We start from the raw sequence: 20,112 nt of genomic DNA on the forward strand, positions 1-20,112 counted from the left end.
CGATGAAAAAGTTTTTCAGCCTGCTCGCGACCTTACTGGTACTGGCCTTGGCGATCTGGATTGGCCGCACGTTGTGGGTGCACTACATGGAAACGCCCTGGACCCGCGACGGCCGCGTACGCGCCGACATCATCAATGTGGCCGCCGACGTCACCGGCGAAGTGGTCGACGTGCCGGTACGCGATAACCAACGGGTGAAAAAGGGCGACCTGCTGATGCAGATCGACCCTGAGCACTACCGCATCGCCGTCAAGCAGGCGCAATCCCTCGTGGCCTCCCGCAAAGCCACCTGGGAAATGCGCAAGGTCAACGCCCACCGACGTGCTGACCTCGATGCGCTGGTGATCTCCAAGGAAAACCGCGACGACGCCAGCAATATCGCCGACTCGGCGCTGGCGGATTATCAGCACGCGCTGGCGCAATTGGAGGCGGCCGAACTCAACTTGAAACGCACGCAGGTGGTGGCAGCGGTGGATGGTTATGTCACCAACCTCAACGTGCATCGAGGTGACTACGCACGTATCGGCGAAGCCAAGATGGCGGTGGTGGACATGAACTCATTCTGGGTTTACGGCTTTTTCGAAGAAACCAAATTGCCCCATGTGAAAGTCGGTGACCCAGCCGATATGCAGTTGATGAGCGGCGAGACGCTGAAGGGCCACGTAGAAAGCATCGCGCGCGGTATCTACGACCGCGACAACCCCGAGAGCCGCGAGCTGATCGCCGATGTGAACCCGACCTTCAACTGGGTACGCCTGGCCCAGCGGGTGCCGGTGCGTATTCATATTGATGCGGTGCCGGAGGGTGTGTTGTTGGCGGCGGGCATTACCTGCACCGTGATTGTGCGGGAGTTGTCGCAAGATTGAGGTCGGTTATTGGAATAGCGTTTTGGCTCTGGCTTTGCGACGGCGTTTGACCCGCAAGATACTGGTATAACGCCGGTGATTTTTTGAGTTGATAACCAAGATGTAGAGCAGCGCCGAGAATAGCGGCAATACGTTGAGCAATGTCACAGCATGACTGCTGAGATAGGCGATCGCCAGCAAGATATTCGCGATAGTCAGGGGTATAAGCACTCGAAATGCATGGCGGGATCCGTCCCACAACATCGTTTGCCCCGTGTAGAAGATCAAGCAGAGTGCTACGCCGGTTCCGAAAGTATATTCGGTGGAAAAGTGATAGACCTTTGCGTAGTACGAAAGGCTATGTGCCATGTTGCCGGCAATCGCGTTCAAGCAAAGCAGTAAGGTCGCCCCCCCATGTCGGTAAAAAGCGGTACGCGTAACGTCGCCAAATTAAATACTCCCGGAAGGGGTCGACGCTATATTTCATGGCTGTCCAACTCCTCGTACAGTGCAATGATTACGTGGTTGACGTTCCCGGATAGGCTGCTACCCGCAACAGCCAAAGTGGCTCCGATTTGATCGTTGATCTGAGTCATGATGCTTAGGCGTATTTGGGAATTGCTGAAGCGTCTGGGCAACTGCCCAGATAGCTGTTTCAGGCGAATGATCGCGCTGGGATGGCGAGGGTTTTTCAGGCGTAACACTTCGCTTGTTAACTTTGCGCGCTCTTGGCGAGTCGTGGTGTGCGCATCCGGCACACCGCTTCGCAGGAAATCGCTTGGCATCCTTTCACCTGTGAGTAGACAGAGGTGAAAGAGCCTGCGGATAGTTTCCTTGTCGTGATGTCAGGCCGTTCGCTGTTTTATGTAGGAACCGGCCTGATGGTTATTTCATGGCGCGATAAACGTCTCATGCAGGTGGCGCCACAGCAGTGCGCCGCTGGCCTGCTTCTCAAAGATCACCGTGGCGCGGCGGTCCGTCCGGGTGCCGCTGTCGTCGATCTGATGCTCGCGGTAAGTCACCGTGGCGCCACGCGCATGTCGGTCAATCCCGGTCATTTCGCTCAAGGTGATTTTCAACCCCGGGCGCATGCCACCCAAGCGCGTGAACAGCGCATTCACCCCGGCCGCATTGACCCGTGTGCCGGTAGCGGGAGCGATCATGCTGAACGCCGGCGAGAAACGCGCAAGCAGGTTTTGCAAGGTGCCTTCGGGTGCAACGCCGGCAAACCATTGCTCGATTTCGACGTGGGTCTGGATCACTTCTTCAAAAAAATCGCTGTAGTCAATCATCAGTGAGGCTCGCTGGCAGGGGTATGGCAGAGGCTTGGTATTTGCCGCTGAAAGTGCAGGGGGTTATTGACTGGAATGAAAGGTTAGAGCGAACCGGTCAGCCCAAAGCGTTTCTTCAACACCGTCTCCAACAACCCCTTGGGCAACAATGCCGCCATCAATGGCAACGCCCGACTGCCATTGCCCGAACGTAGCAGGCGCGGCGCCTGAGGTTGCTGGACGGCCTTGAGCACATCCGCTGCAAACACGCTGGCCGAGGTCGGTTTGTCTTGAGAGGCCTGGCTGCGCGCACGAATGCCGTCGCGCAACGGCCACCACGGCGATTGTTCATTGATCAACAGTTCGGCCTGGGCGCCGGCGTTTTTGGCGAAGTGGGTGTTGATGGCGCCGGGTTGCACTTCCATGACGCTCACGCCAAAGGGCGCCAGTTCCATGCGCAATGCATCGCTCAATGCATGCACAGCGGCTTTGGAGGCGCAGTACGCGCCAGCAAATGGCGTAACCAGCACGCCGGAAACGCTGCCGATGTTGACCACCAACCCTTTGTTGCGACGCAGGGCAGGGAACAGCGCCTGGGTCACGCCGACGATGGAAAACACATTGGTCTCGAATTGGCGCTGCATCGCCTCGGTGCCGCCGTCCAGCAACGGCCCCATGGCGCCATAGCCGGCGTTGTTGACCAGCACATCCAGTTCGCCCAGTTGTTCGGCGAGCCGTTGCAGCGCAGCGCTGTCGTTAACGTCCAATTGCACGGCGTTAAAGCCTGCGGCGGACAAACCGGCGACATCTTCCGCGCGGCGAGCGCTGGCCCACACGTCGTAGCCGGCGGTCTTGAAGGCATCGGCGAGGGCGCGGCCGATACCGCTGGAGCAACCGGTGATGAGTACGTTGGGCATGGGTCAGTCCTTTGTCAGTCCGAGAAACTGCCTTGCAGGTGCTCGGCACGAAATTCCAGGGTTTGCGGGCGGTAGCCGGGGCGTAAAGGCGGTGTGGGCAGGCAATCGTCCCAGGTGGCGCCGGCCTGCAATTCACCTGGGCCGCGGTAGCGTGGGGCAGCGTAGACGTTGTCGGCGAGGTTGACGGTGTCGCCCGGCGCATAGGCGGCGACGCGCCAACGCAGCTCGGTGAGGGGCACGTCGTTGCCGTTGTTCAGGGTCAGTTTGAGTGGGCGGTCGGCCGGGCATTCTTCTGGGGCGTAGGTGATGCGCAGTTCCAGGCGGGCCAGTTGTGAGGCTTCGCGGTTATCCAGCCACACCACCCAGATCGCTATGAGCCCGAGGCCGACAGCGGCGGCCAGCGACACGGGCAAGGCTCTGGCCGGGTAGCGCAGTAGCAGGATCAGCCAAGTGATGATCAGTAGAACGCCAAAGAACATGGTGACAGTCTCATATGCGGATAAAACATCCTACTCGCGCGATGGCCTGGATGCCTATCGCAGGATCGGTTTTCCTTTATGAGGAACCTAACAACGCGTTTTTTCCACAGAGCCAACATAGGGAAATACGGTTTATCCAGGACGATATCAACGCAGTCTGATCAAGTGAGATGAATAATGACTATCGCAGCCCTTCTTGCGCCCGCGGTCACCTCAGCCCTCGCCTCGGTGGTGACCTCTCTCATCACTGCTCAGCGAGCACCAACGCCGAACGATGCTGGCGCGTCCACACACAAGAACGTAGAACCGAGTTCACGTCCGCCTGGCCGGATGCAGAATCACAAGCTTACAAACCTGGGGCAGACCCTGTTGCAAGCGCCTTCAACGGAACTACGCGATAGCGGTATGACTGCCAAGCATGCCAAGGGGTTTGGTATTGCCATGGGCGGCATGGCAGCCCAGGAGGCTGGGCAAAAAATGGCTTCCGGTGGTGGCTCTCTTTCTAAAGCCTTGGGCATAGCCATGGTGGTGGGGGGTAAAGTTGCCCAGTCGTACGGTGCGGATAAATTTGATAAAGCCGGAACTCATTAACGGTGCTTCATAAAGCCTGCAAGGTCATCCCGTAAAAAGGACAGGTCTGCGGTGTTGCTGTGCAATGTTCTCCAACGGGATGTTGCCTGAATTGCGCAGAGAATGCCGCCGAACCTGATCCTGCAGGGCAGGTGTTTATTTCCTTCATACAGGAACCGGTTTGGAATATTTTCCCACAGAGTTTGAGCATGGAAACGCACGCTGAACTATGAAGGAATCCGACCGTATTCTTATGAAGTGAGATGCCCTATGACGGTTTCAAATACCCTTGCCCCTACGCAGACTGCTTTCGTAGCACCCGCCTCCGCACCTGCGCCTACCGCGCAAGTATCCATCAACCCAGCGCAATACGAAGGAGGCGCCGCGTCGTCTTTGCCCCGCATGCAAGGTATGGGGCTCACGAACTTGCGGCAAACGCTGATGCAGGGTGTCAGCAACCACGTCAGTGCGCGCATGCCTACCGCGCTTAATATCAAACCTGAGGACAAGGAAAAGACGAAAGGGGCTGTTATCACCCTGGGCGGTTCAATGGCGCAGGGCATCGGAAAGAGGCTGGTCAACAGCGGTGGAGTTACCGGGAAGCTATTGGGCGGGGCCTTGGTCTGGGGAGGCAGGGCGGCTGAGGAGATTGGCAAGGACAGATACAGTAGCGCGGGCTCAAGCAGCAACAGTAGCGGTACTTATAACGCCTACTCCCCGTCGGCCTGGGGGGCCCCGTCGACGTCAAAGTAAGCGGGCGTTGAACTAAAAAAGCCCCCACCCAACCCACTGCGGATAGGGGACGCAATGGGCTGGGTGAGGGCTTCTTGTACGACTGTTTTACTGCGCGATAGTTTTCACCGAAACGCCACGTTCAACCGGTGTCGAGCGACCGTAGATATCTTCAAAGCGTTCGATATCGTCTTCGCCCAAATAACTGCCCGATTGCACTTCGATGATCTCCAACGGGATCTTGCCCGGGTTGCGCAAGCGATGCACCGAGGCGATCGGGATGTAGGTGGACTGGTTCTCCGTGAGCAGGAACACGTTCTCGTCACAGGTGACCTCGGCCGTGCCGCTGACCACGATCCAGTGTTCGGCGCGGTGGTGGTGCATCTGCAGGGACAAGCAGGCGCCCGGCTTGACCGAGATGTGCTTGACCTGGAAACGCCCGCCCATGTCCACCGAGTCGTAGGAGCCCCACGGACGATAGACTTCACAGTGGTTCTGGGTTTCGCTGCGGCCCTGGTCGTTGAGGGTCGAGACCATCTGCTTGACGCCCTGGACCTTGTCCTTGTGGGCAATCATCATCGCGTCTTTGGTTTCCACCACCACGATGTTGTCCAGGCCGATCACCGACACCAGTTTGCCGTTGCCGTGGATCATGCAGTTGCGGCTGTCCTGGATGACCACGTCGCCTTTGCTGACGTTACCGTGGATGTCCTTGTCGTTGACGGCCCACAGCGAGGCCCAGCAACCCACGTCGCTCCAACCGGCACTCAGCGGCACCACGCAGGCACGCTGGGTTTTTTCCATCACGGCGTAGTCGATGGAGTTGTCCGGGCAGCAAGCGAAGGTGGCATCGTCCAACGTCACGGTGTCGGCGGTCTGTTCACTGCGCTCCAGGGTCAGCACGCAGGTGTCGTAGATGTCGGGATCGTGCTTTTTCAGCTCTTCAAGGAACCGGCTGGCGCGGAACAGGAACATGCCGCTGTTCCAGAAATAACCGCCGCTTTTGACGAACTCGACGGCGCGTTTTTCATCCGGCTTTTCCACGAACTGCTGCACGCGGCTCACGCCTTCCGGCAGCAGCGAATCGTTGGTGGACTTGATGTAGCCATAACCGGTTTCCGGACGGGTCGCCGGCACGCCGAACAACACCATCTCGCCGCGTTCAGCGGCCACGGTGGCCAGGGCCAGGGCGCGTTGCAGGGCTTTCTGGTCGTCGATCACGTGGTCGGCCGGCAGCACCAGCATCAGCTCGTCGCGGCCTTCATTGACCAGCATCATTGCCGTCAGGGCCACGGCCGGCGCGGTGTTGCGCCCGAAGGGTTCCATAAGGATGCGTTGGCATTCCAGTTTACGGTTGGCCAATTGCTCGTTGACGATAAAACGGTGGTCCTTGTTGCAGACCACGATCGGGGTGTCCATGCCTTCGAACACCAGGCGTTCCAGGGTTTGCTGGAACAGCGTGTGCTCGCCGGTCAGGGCCAGGAATTGTTTCGGGAACTGTTTACGCGAAAGCGGCCAAAGACGTGAGCCGCTACCACCGGAGAGGATTACTGGGATCATGTGTTTCTCCTTGAATCAATTTGGGTCAGAGCTACGAAGGTTTGTCGTTTCACTCTTGTTTTTGTCTCGGTCCTTGTGGGAGCTGGCTTGCCTGCGATGCAGGCGACTCGGTCTGTCAGTGACACCGAGGTGATGCCATCGCGGGCAAGCCCGGCTCCCACAGGAAAATAGTTAGCGGGTCGATACCGGGCGTTTTACCCAGACTGGCGAAATGCTCGAACCCGAACCGGTCACGTACAGCACCGCGGCCTCACCGCGTTCCAGGGCCACCGGCTTCACGTCGCCGACTTTTTTGTCGCCGTCATACAGCGCCAGGCTCACCTTCACCGGGTTGATCTCGCGCTCGCCACGGCCTTTGGCAGCCACCGACTTGACCACGTCGGTCTTGCCGTCAGCGGTTTTCAGGGTCAGGGCCTTGTCGCTGAGGTTCTGCACGCGCACCAGGGATTTCTGCTTGTTCTTGAACGGCGGTTCTTCGATCAGCTGGGGCTGGCCGCTGCTGTTGTTGACCAAGGTGTAGTAGTGATCGGCGGCGAGTTTGACCGGCACGGTCTGGCTGCCGATCTTGGCGCTGTAGTCACCACCCGGCATGAAGCTGAAGTCGCTGCTGGCCAGCGGGGCCACTTCACTGAGGTTGGTGCTGCCAACCGTCGCGCTGACTTCCTGGTTGGAGGCGTTGTAGACGCGCACGAAGCTTGAACCTTTCGGTGCGACAGGGCCGTACAAGGCAGCGTCACCGGCGAAGGCGGACAGGGATACCACGCTCATACCGGCAGCCAGGGCCAGAGTCTTAGCGAGACGACGCGGAGTAGTAGTGAAAGTCATGTGAGTTACCTCTCTTTCAGTTTTGCGCCCGGTCGGGCGTCTCGGATTTTTGATGGTTAACGGGTGTATTCAGTGCCATGTTCTGTTGGCGCGAACCGGCTTGTTTAAGCTGCGCAACCCACGAGGGGTCGGCATCACCGATTTCGTTGTTCACGGGCAGATAACGTTCAGGAAACTCCCAGATCAGCACCTGAGGCGGGTTGTTCTTGAAGTCATCGCTTTTGAGGTAGCTGAGCATCGGCAGGATCGGGCCATGGCCGTCTTCGGCGTAGCTGATCACGTCGCTGCCCAGGGCTTGCTTGAGGGCGCCGACGAAGTTCCAGTTAGGGTTGGCGCTGTAGCTGGTGCCCACCAGTGCCACTGGGGTTTCGCTGTCGCTGAACAGCGCGTCGTCGCCTTTGGTTTCGGCCAGGTGCGTCACGCGTTTTTCCAGCGGCTCTTTAGGCGGCATCAGGTTTTCGAACAGCGGGTCCAGCGGCAGGAATAGACGCAGGTCGCCTTTGTGCGGTTCGGTCTTCTCCGCTTCGGTGACAAAGCGCTGTGGCTCACCGTTGAGCGGCGTCTTGTCGGCGATGGTCTTGGCCAACTGCTTGGCGGCGATTTCAGCACCGTCCGGGGTCCAGTGAGTGTCGGTACGCAGGAACACTTGCTTGCCGCCGAGCTTGGCCTGTTGCAGCGGGCCGAGCAGGTCCGGGGCGATGATCTTGTCGGCAGCGACACGGGCATGGAAGTCCTGGTACAGGTTGGCGTGGATGCTGGCCGGTTTGACCTCACCCAAGTGTTCCGGGTACAGGCGCACCTTGGCCGGCACGATTGCCATCACCAGTTGAATGCCTTGGGCCTTGAGCTTCTGGCGTACGCCTTCGACCAGCGCGTAGTTGCCTTCAAGGTTCTGGTCTTCGTTGACGGCAGGGTTGAACTCCTCGTCGCTGTAAAGCCAGTGATCGCGGCCCAGCACCACGCCAGGGCGGCCTTCGTTGAACAGCTTGTAGTCCAGCGCCGCCCAGAGGTTGGTGCCCAATCGCTTGATCGGGAACTCCTCGTCGTAGTGGGTTTCGACGGCCTTGGTCCAGCGACCGTTGAGCACGGTCGCGTCGGCATTGGTGCTGAAGCCGAAGAAACTGCGCAGCGACCAGGCGCCCAGGGCTAGCAGCAGCACCAGGAACAGGCCGATATAGAGGACGCGCAATGATCGGGTCATGGTCGGCTCCCTCAAAATTGGAAGTAAAGGAACGGCGAGAAACTCTGCGCCGACAGTTTGAGAATCGACGCCACGAACAGCAGCAGCACTGCAGCGCGCATGGCGTAGCGTGGCCAGTCAGCGGTCCAGTAGGCCGGTTGCACGGCGGCATCCTGGCCAACGGTGAAGCCTGGCTCGTGGATGCTGCCGGGGTTGTCGCCCGGTACGGCCTTGATCAGGCTCGGATCGGCTGGTTTGGTTTTCTCGGCAGGGCGGTTGGTGTAGAAGTCGCGCAGGCCAAAGAACGCCAATGTTGCGTACGCCACCACCAGGGTTGCCACTTGCAGGCCGGTGAGGTTGGCGCGGTTGAGTTCCGAGAGCGACCACTCGCCAAAGCTGAACATTGCACCGTACATGCGGCCGGCGACGTGCAGGTTTTCGGCGCGGAAGATCACCCAGCCCATCACCACCAGCAGGAAGGTAAAGGCCCAACGCACGGGGTTGAAGCTGCGCGGCGAGGTGTTGAGGCCGATGGCTTTTTCAATCGCCAGCCACATGCCATGCCAGGCGCCCCACACGATGTAAGTGATGTTCGCACCGTGCCACAGGCCACCGAGCAGCATGGTCAGGAACAGGTTGCGGTAAGTGGTCAGCGTGCCTTTACGGTTGCCGCCCAGGGTGATGTACAGGTAGTCACGCAGCCAGGTGGAAAGGCTGATGTGCCAGCGACGCCAGAACTCGGTGATCGACTGGCTGATGTACGGCTGCTTGAAGTTTTCCATGAAGCGGAAACCCATCATCAAGCCCAGGCCGATGGCCATGTCGCTGTAGCCGGAGAAGTCGAAGTACAGCTGCGCGGTATAGGCCAGCGCGCCCAACCAGGCATCGCCGGTCGTCGGGTTTTGCAGGGCGAAGCAATGGTCGGCCACCACCGCCAGGGTGTCGGCGATGAAGACCTTCTTGATGAAACCCTGCATGAACCGCGTGCAGCCCTCGGAGAACTTGTCGAGGGTGTGGGTACGGTTGTTGAACTGGTCGGCCAGGTCGCGGAAACGCAACACCGGGCCGGCAATCAGGTGCGGGAAAATCGCCACGAACGCCGCAAAGTCGATCAGGTTGCGGGTCGCCGGGGTATCGCCACGGTACACGTCGATGATGTAGCTGATGGACTCGAAGATGTAGAACGAGATACCGATCGGCAACAGCACGTGGGTCAGGATGAACGGCTCAAGGCCCGCCGACTTCATCATCACGTTGATGCTGTCGACGCCGAAGTTGGCGTACTTGAAGTAGCCAAGGATGCACAGGTCGACCACCACGCCCAACAGCAGCCAGCGTTGAGCCGGCTTGGTGCGCACGCCGGCTGCACCGACTTTAAGGCCGATCCAGTAGTTCCACAGCGTCACAGCGGCGAACAGCGCCAGGAAGTCCACTCGCCACCAGGCGTAGAACACGTAGCTGGCCAACAGCAGCAGCAGGTTGCGATAGCGTTGCCCGCTCAAATAGTACAAGCCGAGAAAGATCGGCAAGAACAGAAACAGGAACACATTGGACGAGAAAACCATCCCGATCTCTCCATGTTTAACCAACAGTCAAGGGCCAGAGCCCCCCAAACCCCCCACGAAAAGACGGGGAGGGCTGTACTACATTCCTACTGACGAAACCGACTCAAACTGTGGGAGGGGGCTTGCCCCCGATGGCGGTGTAACAGTCGCCATCTGTGTTGAATGACACACTGCTATCGGGGGCAAGCCCCCTCCCACATTTTTTACCGTGTTTCGTCAGGAACCTTTGTTGCCTTTTTCATGCGTCGGGTCGTAGACCTTGGTCAGGTCACCCCCGAGGCGGAACGTCTTGAACGGCTGCATCCCGTGCTTGCGCTCGATCACATCCGGGGCGCAGGTGTAGAGGGTGCAGAAGGGCTCAAGCCAGGCGTATTTCATGTCTTCCTTGAGGTCTTTCATGTCCTGCTCTTTGCCGTTCTTCTTCTCGAAGATCTCCGGGTCTTTCACCCCGGCCAGCACTTTGTCGCCCAGGCGTTTGAGCGCGCTGTTGTTTTCCTGGCGCAAGTCCACACCGTTGACCAGGGCAAAACTAGCGATCATCGACAGCGGCGGCAGGGCGTAGTTGTGGTACGACAGCGCCCGTTGCTGACGCTTCAGCTCGTTCGGCAGGAAGCCCTGGTCATCGACCTGGTTCACGCCGACCTTGTATTCCTTGACGGCCCAATCAAACAGGTCGCGGCGGTTGGTGGCGACGGACGTTGCCATCACCGACCAGGCGGCCCAGTAGGAGTGGTTGTTGGTTTTTTCCAGCGGCAGGTTGTCCCAATCGCTCACCACCTGATCGGCCAGTTTGTTGAACCAGGCTTCGATCAGCTGCGATTCCTGCTGGTGGTTGGCCAGCGGGTGCGAGTCAGAGAACTTCAGGCGCACATAGGCCGAAGCCATGCTGCCCAATGCCCATTTGCGCATGGATTTGCCGGTGTGGTTGAAGTCCTTGGACATCAACGCGTCGGCCTTGGCCCAGCTCGTAAGCCAGTTCAAGGTGCATTCCAGCTGCTCCGGACGACCGTCGCGCATGAACTGCATCACGCGCTTGCTGGTGTCTTTTTCCAGCTTGGTGATGTCGGCGGTGCTGTCGCGAAAGGCTTTTTCGGATTGCACGTTCAGCGTGGAACGGGCCTTGTCCGAGCCTTCGTACTTGCTGCGAAATTGCAGCGAGCCGGTGTACGGCGGCGGCATGGCGTCGCAGTCATTCTTGAAGTCGCCGGTCTTGAACGCTTCCACCGGGGCGAAATACCCCTGGGGTGGACGCAGTGGCGCGGCGGCGTTGACTGAGCCGGCGAACATCGCCAGGCCCAGCAGCGTTGGAATCAATAACTTCTGCATAGGTAACCTCATTGCCCGGCAGCAGCGGTCTGTTGACCGCCCGCCGGGAATACGTTGCGTGTGCAAATTTTCGCTTCGACTTTCTGCGCGGCAGCGCCCGCTTCGGGGCCCTGCACTTCCACGGCCAGCAAGTTCTGCGAGGCCCAGTCTTCATCGGTGCGCAGTTCAAAGGCGAAACGCCCGTCTGTATCGGATGTTTCGGGTTTCTCGATCTTGATGTCCTCGTGGCGCCCGTTCATGTACCAGAGGGTGGCTTGCAAGGTTTTCACCGACGGATCGGCGAAGCGGATATCAACCTGATGGTTGGCGTTGCGCAGGTCTTTGTTCGAACTGTTAACCAGCAATTCGTTCTTGCCGGGTTTCAATGTGGTGCTGGCGCTCATCTGCGCGGTCTTGCCTTCGCAGCCGTTGTCCAGCAGCGCCATCATTTGGCGGTAGATGGTTTCCTGGTCGAGGCGATACAGCGGCGAGAATTCCCAGATGAGAATTTTCGGCGGGCTCTTCTGGAATTCGTCGCTGCCCAGGTACTGGATCATCGAACCTTCCAGGCCACCGCCAGGGAAGGCGACGTTGAGGATGTCGGCACCGATTTCCTCTTCCAGGAAGCCGGCGAAGTTGTAGTTCTTGCCACTGTGGCTGGTGCCGACCAAGGTGATCTGCGGGTTGCCCGAATCGCTGAACAGGTCGCCGTCGCCCGCTTCGCCCTTGGGCTCGGTGGTGAACTGGTCCATGTACTGGATCGCGTAGCTGGTGCCGCAGAGTTGCCCGGCCATGTTGTGCAAGGTGCCGGTCTTGCCCATGCGCCCGGAGCGCTTGGTCTCGAATTCGCGCTTGGGAATCTCGGCGTACTCAGGCATTTGCTTAACCTTGGCCGCGACGATTTTCGCGGTGCGCTGGGCGCCGTACGGGGTCCAGTGCTGGTCGCCGCGGAAGTAGAAATCGTGGGCCGGTAATTCGTCCGGAAGCTGCTCGTTGGTCAACGGCGACAGGTCCGGCACCACGTAGCCCATCTTGGCGAAACGGCCAAGCATGGTCTTGTAGTTGCCCAACGCCTTGTCGAAATTGAACTTGGCCTTTTCTTCCGGGTTGAGTTTGTTGCGGTTCACCAGGCCACGGGTCGGCTGGTAGACCACCACCAGTTCCACGCCCTTGGCCTTGAACGCATCGTGCAACTGCTGCATGCGCTTGTAGCCGGACGGGGTGGTGTCGAATTCGGTGCGCAGGTCTTCCTGGGTACGGAACAGCCAGTCGCCCTGGGCTTGCACCAGGGTGGTGAAATTCTGCTGGTAACGCGTGGTGTAGTTCTTCGCGTCGTGGGCGGCCGGGCACAGGCTGCAGCACGGTTCGGCGGTGAAGGTCGGCGCCTTGATTTCGTCGGCGCGCACGCCCTGGCTGGCCGCGAGCAGGCCGAGGGTCAGACCCGATAGGCTCAGCAATTTGATCATGTGTGGGTGCATAAGGGTCATCCTCAGTCCTGCAATTCGGTCTGGCGTTCGACAGGGTCGATCAGCACGGCTTTCTGCTGGCGCACCAACAGGTCGAGAATCTCTTCCTGGCGATCGCCCAGCACGCCGTTGAAGCTGATGCCGCTGGATTTGGTCGGCGCCAGCATCGACACGCGGTACAACTCGACACTCAACGGCGAGTCGATGGACAGCGGCCCGCTGCCGTTACCCGCCAGTTCACCGCCGACCACGATCAGCGAGACCTTGGCGTCGAACGGGTCGAGGGCGATGTCGCGGTCGGTGTCGGTCAAGTCCTTGATGTGGCCGTAGAGGCCGGTCAGGCCGTTGGCCATCGAGGTGTTTTCGTACAGCTTGATGTTGACGCTGTTACGCACGCGGATACCGTGTCGACGGTTGGCAATCACCTTGTTGCCCCACAGCAGGTTGTCGCCGCTCTCATAGAGCGTGATGCCGTCGGTGTGGTTGCGGTAGAACTCGTTGTCGGCCACGAAGTTGTTGACGCTGTTACGGTCGAGTACCAGGCCCGACAGCTTGTTGTCGTAGCTGCGGTTATTGAAGATGAAGCTGTCGTTCACTTCCCGGGAAATGATGATGCCGTGCTTCTTCTTGGTGCCGTAGACGGTGTTGTCCGCGATGATCAGGCCGTGGGAACGGTCGTGGGGGTCAATGCCGTAGACGATGTTGTCTTTGTAGGTATTGCCCTTGATCACAAAGCCTGTGGTCTCGTAGCAGTAGAAGCCGTACCACATGTCCGAGAACTCGGAGTCGATGATCCAGCCCGTCGGCTCAGGGCGCTTGAGCACCTTGGCCATGTTCGGCGTGTACTGGGAAATACTCACCCCGTACGACTTACTGTTGGCGTAGCCGAAACTGGCCATCTTGGTGTTGGAGATGTAGGTCTCGGTACCGCCCCAGGCCAGCAGGAACGGGCGGAATTCCTTGGGTGACTTGTACAGCGCGGGGCCGTTGGCCTTTTCGCTCCAGCCGGTGACTTTGGTGTCACGCACAAACAGCTGGCCGTCGTTGATCAGGAACGAACCGGCTTCCTGGGACAGGCGCAGCTCTTGGGTTTTCTTGTCGATTTCCAGGATGCCCTTGCGTCCGACCACGATCGGCAGCTTGGCCAGGAACACACCGGGCGAGGTTTCGCTCAGGTACTGCTTAGGCACTTTGCCGAGCAAGTCCTTGAGGTTCATGTAGCCGTCGTCGATGAAGATCGCCTGGGGAATGCCGTGCTGGCGCACCACCCATTCAGCCATCTTGTTGTCACCGCCGATGAAGTCCTTGAGGGCGTCTTCCTGCATCATGCGGCGGATGCTGATTTTGCCCGGCTTGGCGCGCACGATCTTCTTTTCCATCGCCGCGTCGGTGTAGCCCGACAGGTCGGGCAGGGCCGGCTTGGCCATTTCCAGCGGCGCGGTCGGCGGGCTGGAGATGGTGTAGGTCTTGGCCTGTTGCAGTTCTTTGGCGATGGTCGGCGCTTTAGCCTGCGGCGCGACATCGGCCATGGCAGCACCGCTTGCCAGCAGCATCGCTGCCGCCAGCATGGCCGAGCCTTTGAGGGCTTGAGGGTTCATTGCGCAGGCTCCCATCAGAATTTCCAGATCACGTCGACAAACGCGCGGTGCATGTACGAGTCGACCTGGCTGCCATAGGCATCACCCGGCTTGAACACACCCGCCCGGAAGCGCACCAGGGCCGACGGTTCGTCGATCGACTGGCTGAGCGCTGCCGGCAGCAGGCCTTTCTTGAAGTACTTGGTGACCACCAGGTCCATCTCCTGGCCCAGGTCTTTCTTGCCGTCTTCAAGCGGCAGGGAAGTGCTGGACAGGATCGCGCCGGTCACGTCGTCGGTGTTGTTCTGCACGGCGTCGATACCGTTGCTGCCCACCGGCTTGTTGCCGTCGACACGCCAGAACTTGTGGTACACCAGGCTGGCGTCGTAGTCCTCGCGCAGCTGCCAGGAACCGAACAGGCTCATGGACTGCATGTTGTTCATCTCGCCGCGAAACGCTTCGCCGAAACGGTGCAGGCGGGATTGGGTGCCGGTGAAGTTCGAACGGTTGCTTTGCAGGCCGTTCTGCTCGTATTCGGCACTGGCGCGGGCGTAGGCCGCACCCACTTGCCATTGAGGGTCCAGACGCAAGCGGATACCCAGGTCGGTAGCCCAGCCACTGACGTCATCGCTGCGCTTGGCCTCTGTCGGGCGGGTGCCGTCGGCGTTCAAGGCATTGACCGAATCGCGGTCGCCTCTCATGCCGGTGACGCTGGCCCAGTAATTGACCGTGTTGGTGTTGCGCCAGTTGTAGGCGTCGCTGTTGGCTTCGATGCCGAGCCAGGTCAGGTCGCCGTTCTCGCGTTTGTCCAGCGAGTCGGTGGGCACGCCAGGTTCCGGGAAGTCGAGCTTGCCGTTGTCATGGGTGTGGTGACCACGCAGGCCGATCCACTGGCCGGGCGTCCACTGGTAGGCGGCGTCAGCGTAGAGGTGCTGGCGATCCTTGTCCTTGGGCGACAGTTCCTTGAGGTCGGTGCGGTATTCGCTGAAGCGTTCAGCGACGCCGACATTGGCCTTGAGCAGGGTGGTGTCGAAGGTCCAGTTCAGCGCCTCGATGTTGGTGTCGCGCCATTGGCCGTCGTCATTGCGCAGGCGTTGGCGACCCAGCTTGAGGATCTCGCCGGGGTAGGGCGTGAAGCCGCTGTAGCCGACCCAGAATTCGCGCATGGCCAAGTAGTTTTTCTTGGTCTTGCGGTCGTCGTTGGTGGTCTGCTGGTTTTCGTCATCCGCCGATTGTTGCAGGGTGTCGGTCTCGATGATGTCGCTCGACACCACTGCCTGGCCCATGGCGTAGGCGCTCCACGCGCCGCTTTCGCCGTAGATCCACGGGCGCAGGTCAAGGCCGATGCCGTTGACGTCGCCGCCTTTCTGCGTGCCGAGGTCACGGTCATCTTCGGACTGTGCGGTGGCTTTGACTTCCAGGCCGAAGTTCTTTGCTTCGGTCAGTGCGGCCAGGGTCGGGCACGACCACAGCAAGGCGAAGGTCAGGCCGATGCCGGCTTTGACGAATGGGTTGAGCTTCATAGGGATTCCTCGCCGTCTTCTTCTTCCAGGGCGTGCAGTTGCAACGTGCTCTGGGCCAGGGTGCCGCGGGTGGCCAGTTCCTGTTGCACCAGGCGTTGGCCTTGGGCGCGTTGTTCCGGCGTCAGCGGGGCTTCGAGCTGCGTGGCCAGGTCAATGGCCTCTGGCGTGTCCTGGGCTTTAGCCAATTGGCTGAAGACATAGGCATTCAATGGGTCGGGCTTGGTGCCCTTGCCTTGGGAAAACAACTGGGCGATGGCGAAGTCGGCGCTGTTCTGGCCGTTGCGCGCAGCGGTCAGCAAGTGATCCAGGGCTTTTTGCGAGTAGACCTGGCCCAGGTAGCCACGACGGTAGATCTGGCCGAGGTAGTAATCGGCGGCCACTTCGCGACCCACGGCTTTCTGGAAATGCGCTTCGGCCGCCTTGGCGTCCGCCGGCACCCACTTGCCTTCGTAGTAGAGCTTGCCCAGCAACAGCTCGGCGCGCGGCTGGTCGGCGGCGCGGCCGTTGTCCAGGTACTTCATCATCTGGTCGACGTCGCCCAGTTCAGGGAAGTCGTAGAGCAGTTGCGCCAGGCTGACCCAGGAAGCCGGGTAGCCAGGGGCGATTTTTTCCAGCAGGGCCTGGGCGGTTTTCTCGTCAGGCTTGCCCAGGGAGGCGTCGCCCAACACACGTGCCACGCTATCAACACGCTGAGCGGTGACGGTGCCACGGCTGTAACCGGCTTCCATCTGCTTGAGCAGTTCGGCCTGTTTTTCGGGTTCGGCTTTTTTCTGGTAGACGGTGGCCAGCTCGACGTAGCAGATGTCGGTGGTGTTCAGCGCGGCTTTACAGATGCGCTCGACATCATCCAGATGCTGGTCGTAGGTGTCCTGGGTGCGATACAGCAGCACCTGCGCCAAGCCGGCTTCCGGATAACCCGCTGCTTGCCACTTGCTGATCTGCTGCTGGGCGTTCACGTTCGGAAAGCTGTGCGGGTATTGCAGGTACAGCATGGCCAGCGGGATCAGGGTGTTGCCTTCGCCATTGGCAAAGGCTTTTTTCAGCAGGCCTTCGGCTTCATGGTGCTCGGCTTCGGTGGAGCCGGGCTTGGCTACCAGCAGGCGACCGAGGCGTGCCTGGGCGCGGGGCGAGGTGTCCGCCGCCGCACGGTAAGTGGCTTCAGCCTGTTTGATTTGCGCCGGGTCGCGGGTGCCTACCTGGATGTCGGCCAGGCCCACTTGGGCCTCGCTGTAACCCAGGTCTGCCAGTTGCTGGTAATTCTGCTGCGCGGTGACAGTGTCGCCACGCTTGAGCGCTTCATTGGCCAGGCGTTGGTCGGGCAGGCCGGCGCAACCGGCGAGGCTGACTGCGAGTGCCAGCAACGCTACTGAACCCAAGTGGCAACTGCTTTTGTGGCGAGGGAGCATGCTCCCGCTGGGGTGCGTAGCGCCCCCAAAAGCCGGCTCAAGCTGCGCTGTCGAACGGGAGCAAGCGCCCTCGCCACAGCAAGCCCGCTCCCGCAGGGAATGCGGCGTGTTTGGGATAGTCATCACAGGCATGTCCTCGCTTACAGACCGTGGGCCATGGCTTTATCGATCAGCCAGTTCAGCGATGGGCCACGGTCGCTGATCACTTCGACCGGGCGGCCGGCGTAGGTGCTGTCCAGCGGTGCGTCAGGTTTGATCTGTACGCGGATGTCGGAGGACAGGTCGGCGCTGTTCAGGCTGGTGCTGCTGACGATGGTGCCGGTTCGCAGCTGTTCTTCGTCGGCCACCTGGAAGCTCACGGGTGTACCTGGGCGAACGTCAGCGAACTGACGGTAGGTGAAGCGTGCTTCAACATTGGCCTGGGCGCCGCGCGGCACCAATTGGAAGATCACGTCGCCTTTGCTGGCGTACTGACCGTCGGCGACCAGTTGCTGGGCAACGATGCAGTCGCACGGCGACGTCAGGGTGCCAGTCATTTGCTTGCCGAACAGTTCTTCAACCTTGGCCGGTTGCAGTTGGTCTTCGTCCAAGTGGCCCTTGAGCACATCGAGCATGCTGGTGCTGAAGGTCGCCAGCGGCGCGCCTTTGGCGGCGATCGCGTCACCTTTGAGCAAGCTTTGCACGGTGCCGTCGCGCGGCATCGTTACGTTCATGCCGGGCACGCTCACCAGGCCAGCCTGTGCGTGGCTGACGAAATACATGCCATACACCGACTTGAAGACAAAGCCGAACGCCGCCAGGCCCACCAGGAAGATCGCCAGGCTGAACGTCACGGCGCGCAGGCGGCCGAAGGCACTCATGTTGCTGCCGCTGTCCTTGACCTTGCGCGCCTTGGTGAAGTTGTCGCGCTGCAGGGTCGCCAGCACGTCGCCCATGGTCACGATGTCACCGGACAGGTGCGAAGTGATCAGGTGGCGCAGGGTGGAAATATCCTGGGCGTCGAGGTTCTGGAACTGGCAACCGGTGCGGCCGGTCTGGCGATCGTAGGAGCGAATCTGCAGCTCCACGTCCATCGCCAGGCCGAGGTTATCGATGACGAACTGCAGGCGACCCTTGTGCACTTCACCGATGGTCAGCGGTTGGGTGGCGGTGAACGCCAGGCCGCCGGCGGAGAGGTCGATCACCCGTGCTTCGGTCTGGGTGCGGTCAGTGTTGAAGAAGCGCAGCTTGGCCGGGATTTTGACACGGGCGTGCTGGCGCTGGGCTTCGGATTCGTGGACTACGTTGGCGTTTACTGGACTGTTCATCAGGGCATTTCCTAGAGTTAATTCAGGCTTGGCAGGGTCAGACCATCATCAGCAACACGGCAACGAAGATGCTGCCGGCGGAGAAGGTCATGGTCCGAGACGACCAGGTGTTGAACCAACGTTGAAAGCTGGCCAAATCGCGGGTCAGTTTGGTGTCCTGGCGGGTCCAGGACTGTTGATCAAGGCGGAAGAACACGTAGATCTTCACCAACGCGCCCATGATCTGGTTGTAATAGAGAATCATCGGGTACGCCGGGCCGATTTTGTGGCCGGAGCACGACAGCAGCAGGGTCAGGATCAGGCGAGTGATGCCGATCCACAGCAGGTAGGCAAGGATGAACGCGCCGCCGTACTTGAAGGTGGCGATGATCGCTACGGTCAGGCCGAGCAGGGAGGTCCACATCGACACGCGCTGGTCGAACAGCACCACGCTGGTGAACAGGCCGAGGCGGCGAACACCCAGGCCCAGGGCGCGGGAGTTCTGGCGCAGGTTGTTGCCGTACCAGCGGAACATCAGCTTGCGGCTGGCCTTGATAAAGCTCTTTTCCGGTGGGTGTTCCACGGTGTTGATCGCCGCATCCGGCACGTAGAAGGTGTCGTAGCCCAGGCGCATCAGGCTGAACCAGCTGGATTTGTCATCACCGGTGAGGAATTTGAAGCGGCCCAGGCGCCAGTGTTGCAGCGAGTCGCTTTCCACGTCGGCGATAAAGCCCGGGTCGGTGACGACGCTGGCACGGAACACCGACATACGACCGGTCATGGTCAGTACGCGCTTGGACAGGGCCATGGAGCACATGTTGATGTGGCGTTGGGCGAAGCGCAGTTTGTGCCACTCGCTCATGATGTAGCCGCCGCGTACTTCGCAGAACTCGTTGGTGGTCAGGCCACCGACATTACCGAACAGCTGGAACCACGGCACGGTCTTGCGCACGACGCCTTCGGCGAGCACGGTGTCGCCGTCGATCACCGCAACCACGGCACGGTCGTCCGGCAGGTGGCGGGAGATGGCGCGGAAACCGAATGCCAGGCCATCGCGCTTGCCGGTGCCGGCGATACGCACGAAGTCGAGCTTCACATGCTCCGGCGGGTTCATGCGTTCCCACAGGCTCTTCACCAGCAGCTCATCGGACATTTCCACCAGCGAGCAGACCACGGTGGTGGGGAAGCCGCATTCGATGGCTTCACGGATCACCGAGCTGTAGACCTGCGCGGTGGTCAGCGCATCGATACGGAAACTGGTGACCATCAGGAACACATGGGACGGGTCGGCAGCCTTGCCCAGCTTGCGCACTTTACGGCGCAGGTGCGGGTAGACCACGTACAGGAACAGCATGCCGCGAAAGAAATGCGTTGCACCCATCGAGTAGCGCCAGATACCGACGGCGCCAATCAGGAAAATAAAATTCTTCGACTCGGAGTCGAACGTACTCGCCGGCAACAACGCGGCGAGACCCATCAGCAGGCTCAGAAAGAACAGCCAGCCGGCGGATTGGAGCAGTACGTGTTTTAACTTGGACATAAGCGTCATCCGAAGGTGAAGAAGGCTCCAGGCTGCAAGCGCTGGGGATTGGTACGCTTGCAGCC

At 60.2% G+C, this 20,112-nt stretch carries 16 protein-coding genes; 2 read left to right on the forward strand and 14 right to left on the reverse strand.

Annotation, left to right across the window (positions count from 1 at the left end):
• Positions 1-2: 2 nt before the first annotated feature.
• A complete protein-coding gene (locus tag ACI512_RS08840; protein WP_236380109.1) occupies positions 3-866 on the forward strand; it encodes an HlyD family secretion protein in 864 nt (287 codons plus the stop codon).
• Between the two features lie 869 nt (positions 867-1,735).
• Here ACI512_RS08840 and ACI512_RS08845 read toward each other — a convergent pair.
• From ACI512_RS08845 to ACI512_RS08855, 3 genes are all read right to left on the reverse strand, one after another.
• A complete protein-coding gene (locus ACI512_RS08845; RefSeq protein WP_046034349.1) occupies positions 1,736-2,137 on the reverse strand; it encodes a hypothetical protein in 402 nt (133 codons plus the stop codon).
• Positions 2,138-2,220: 83 nt separating this feature from the next.
• A complete protein-coding gene (locus tag ACI512_RS08850; RefSeq protein WP_064054803.1) occupies positions 2,221-3,033 on the reverse strand; it encodes an SDR family oxidoreductase in 813 nt (270 codons plus the stop codon).
• Positions 3,034-3,047: 14 nt separating this feature from the next.
• Entirely contained in the window at positions 3,048-3,512 is a 465-nt protein-coding gene (locus ACI512_RS08855; RefSeq protein WP_012722322.1) for a hypothetical protein, read from the reverse strand.
• A gap of 177 nt (positions 3,513-3,689) precedes the next feature.
• On the opposite strand from ACI512_RS08855, the gene ACI512_RS08860 reads away from it, so the two are divergent.
• Entirely contained in the window at positions 3,690-4,103 is a 414-nt protein-coding gene (locus ACI512_RS08860; RefSeq protein WP_122809996.1) for a hypothetical protein, read from the forward strand.
• An 819-nt stretch (positions 4,104-4,922) separates the two neighbouring features.
• On the opposite strand, the gene ACI512_RS08865 is transcribed toward ACI512_RS08860, so the two are convergent.
• From ACI512_RS08865 to alg8, 11 genes are all read right to left on the reverse strand, one after another.
• Positions 4,923-6,374: a mannose-1-phosphate guanylyltransferase/mannose-6-phosphate isomerase gene (locus ACI512_RS08865; protein ID WP_012722325.1), complete on the reverse strand. Its 1,452-nt coding sequence runs from the start codon at positions 6,372-6,374 to the stop codon at positions 4,923-4,925.
• A 171-nt stretch (positions 6,375-6,545) separates the two neighbouring features.
• Positions 6,546-7,199, reverse strand: coding sequence for an alginate O-acetyltransferase AlgF (locus ACI512_RS08870; protein WP_012722326.1), 654 nt, complete (start codon positions 7,197-7,199; stop codon positions 6,546-6,548).
• A 16-nt stretch (positions 7,200-7,215) separates the two neighbouring features.
• Positions 7,216-8,400 carry an alginate O-acetyltransferase gene (locus tag ACI512_RS08875; protein ID WP_012722327.1) on the reverse strand — a complete coding sequence of 395 codons (1,185 nt, stop codon included), beginning with the start codon at positions 8,398-8,400 and terminating at the stop codon, positions 7,216-7,218.
• An 11-nt stretch (positions 8,401-8,411) separates the two neighbouring features.
• The gene (locus tag ACI512_RS08880) at positions 8,412-9,944 is read right to left on the reverse strand and encodes an MBOAT family protein (protein ID WP_012722328.1); all 1,533 of its coding nucleotides are present in this window, start codon (positions 9,942-9,944) and stop codon (positions 8,412-8,414) included.
• A 216-nt stretch (positions 9,945-10,160) separates the two neighbouring features.
• Positions 10,161-11,270: a mannuronate-specific alginate lyase gene (locus ACI512_RS08885; protein WP_085983627.1), complete on the reverse strand. Its 1,110-nt coding sequence runs from the start codon at positions 11,268-11,270 to the stop codon at positions 10,161-10,163.
• A gap of 8 nt (positions 11,271-11,278) precedes the next feature.
• The gene (locus ACI512_RS08890) at positions 11,279-12,727 is read right to left on the reverse strand and encodes an alginate O-acetyltransferase (RefSeq protein ID WP_236380111.1); all 1,449 of its coding nucleotides are present in this window, start codon (positions 12,725-12,727) and stop codon (positions 11,279-11,281) included.
• 11 nt (positions 12,728-12,738) lie between these two features.
• The gene (gene algG / locus ACI512_RS08895; protein ID WP_012722331.1) at positions 12,739-14,328 is read right to left on the reverse strand and encodes a mannuronan 5-epimerase AlgG; all 1,590 of its coding nucleotides are present in this window, start codon (positions 14,326-14,328) and stop codon (positions 12,739-12,741) included.
• Positions 14,328-15,815, reverse strand: coding sequence for an alginate export family protein (locus tag ACI512_RS08900; protein ID WP_012722332.1), 1,488 nt, complete (start codon positions 15,813-15,815; stop codon positions 14,328-14,330). The genes algG and ACI512_RS08900 overlap by 1 nt, the downstream gene beginning before the upstream one ends.
• Complete coding sequence (algK, locus tag ACI512_RS08905; protein ID WP_236380106.1) at positions 15,812-17,221, reverse strand: alginate biosynthesis TPR repeat lipoprotein AlgK; 1,410 nt, start codon at positions 17,219-17,221, stop codon at positions 15,812-15,814. The genes ACI512_RS08900 and algK overlap by 4 nt, the downstream gene beginning before the upstream one ends.
• Before the next feature lie 140 nt (positions 17,222-17,361).
• Positions 17,362-18,528, reverse strand: a complete 1,167-nt coding sequence (locus tag ACI512_RS08910) for an alginate biosynthesis protein Alg44 (RefSeq protein ID WP_012722334.1) — start codon at positions 18,526-18,528, stop codon at positions 17,362-17,364.
• Positions 18,529-18,565: 37 nt separating this feature from the next.
• A complete protein-coding gene (gene alg8, locus ACI512_RS08915; RefSeq protein ID WP_236380104.1) occupies positions 18,566-20,047 on the reverse strand; it encodes a mannuronan synthase in 1,482 nt (493 codons plus the stop codon).
• Between the last annotated feature and the right edge of the window lie 65 nt (positions 20,048-20,112).

This window comes from Pseudomonas petroselini (assembly GCF_045037875.1).
Lineage (GTDB): Bacteria > Pseudomonadota > Gammaproteobacteria > Pseudomonadales > Pseudomonadaceae > Aquipseudomonas > Aquipseudomonas petroselini.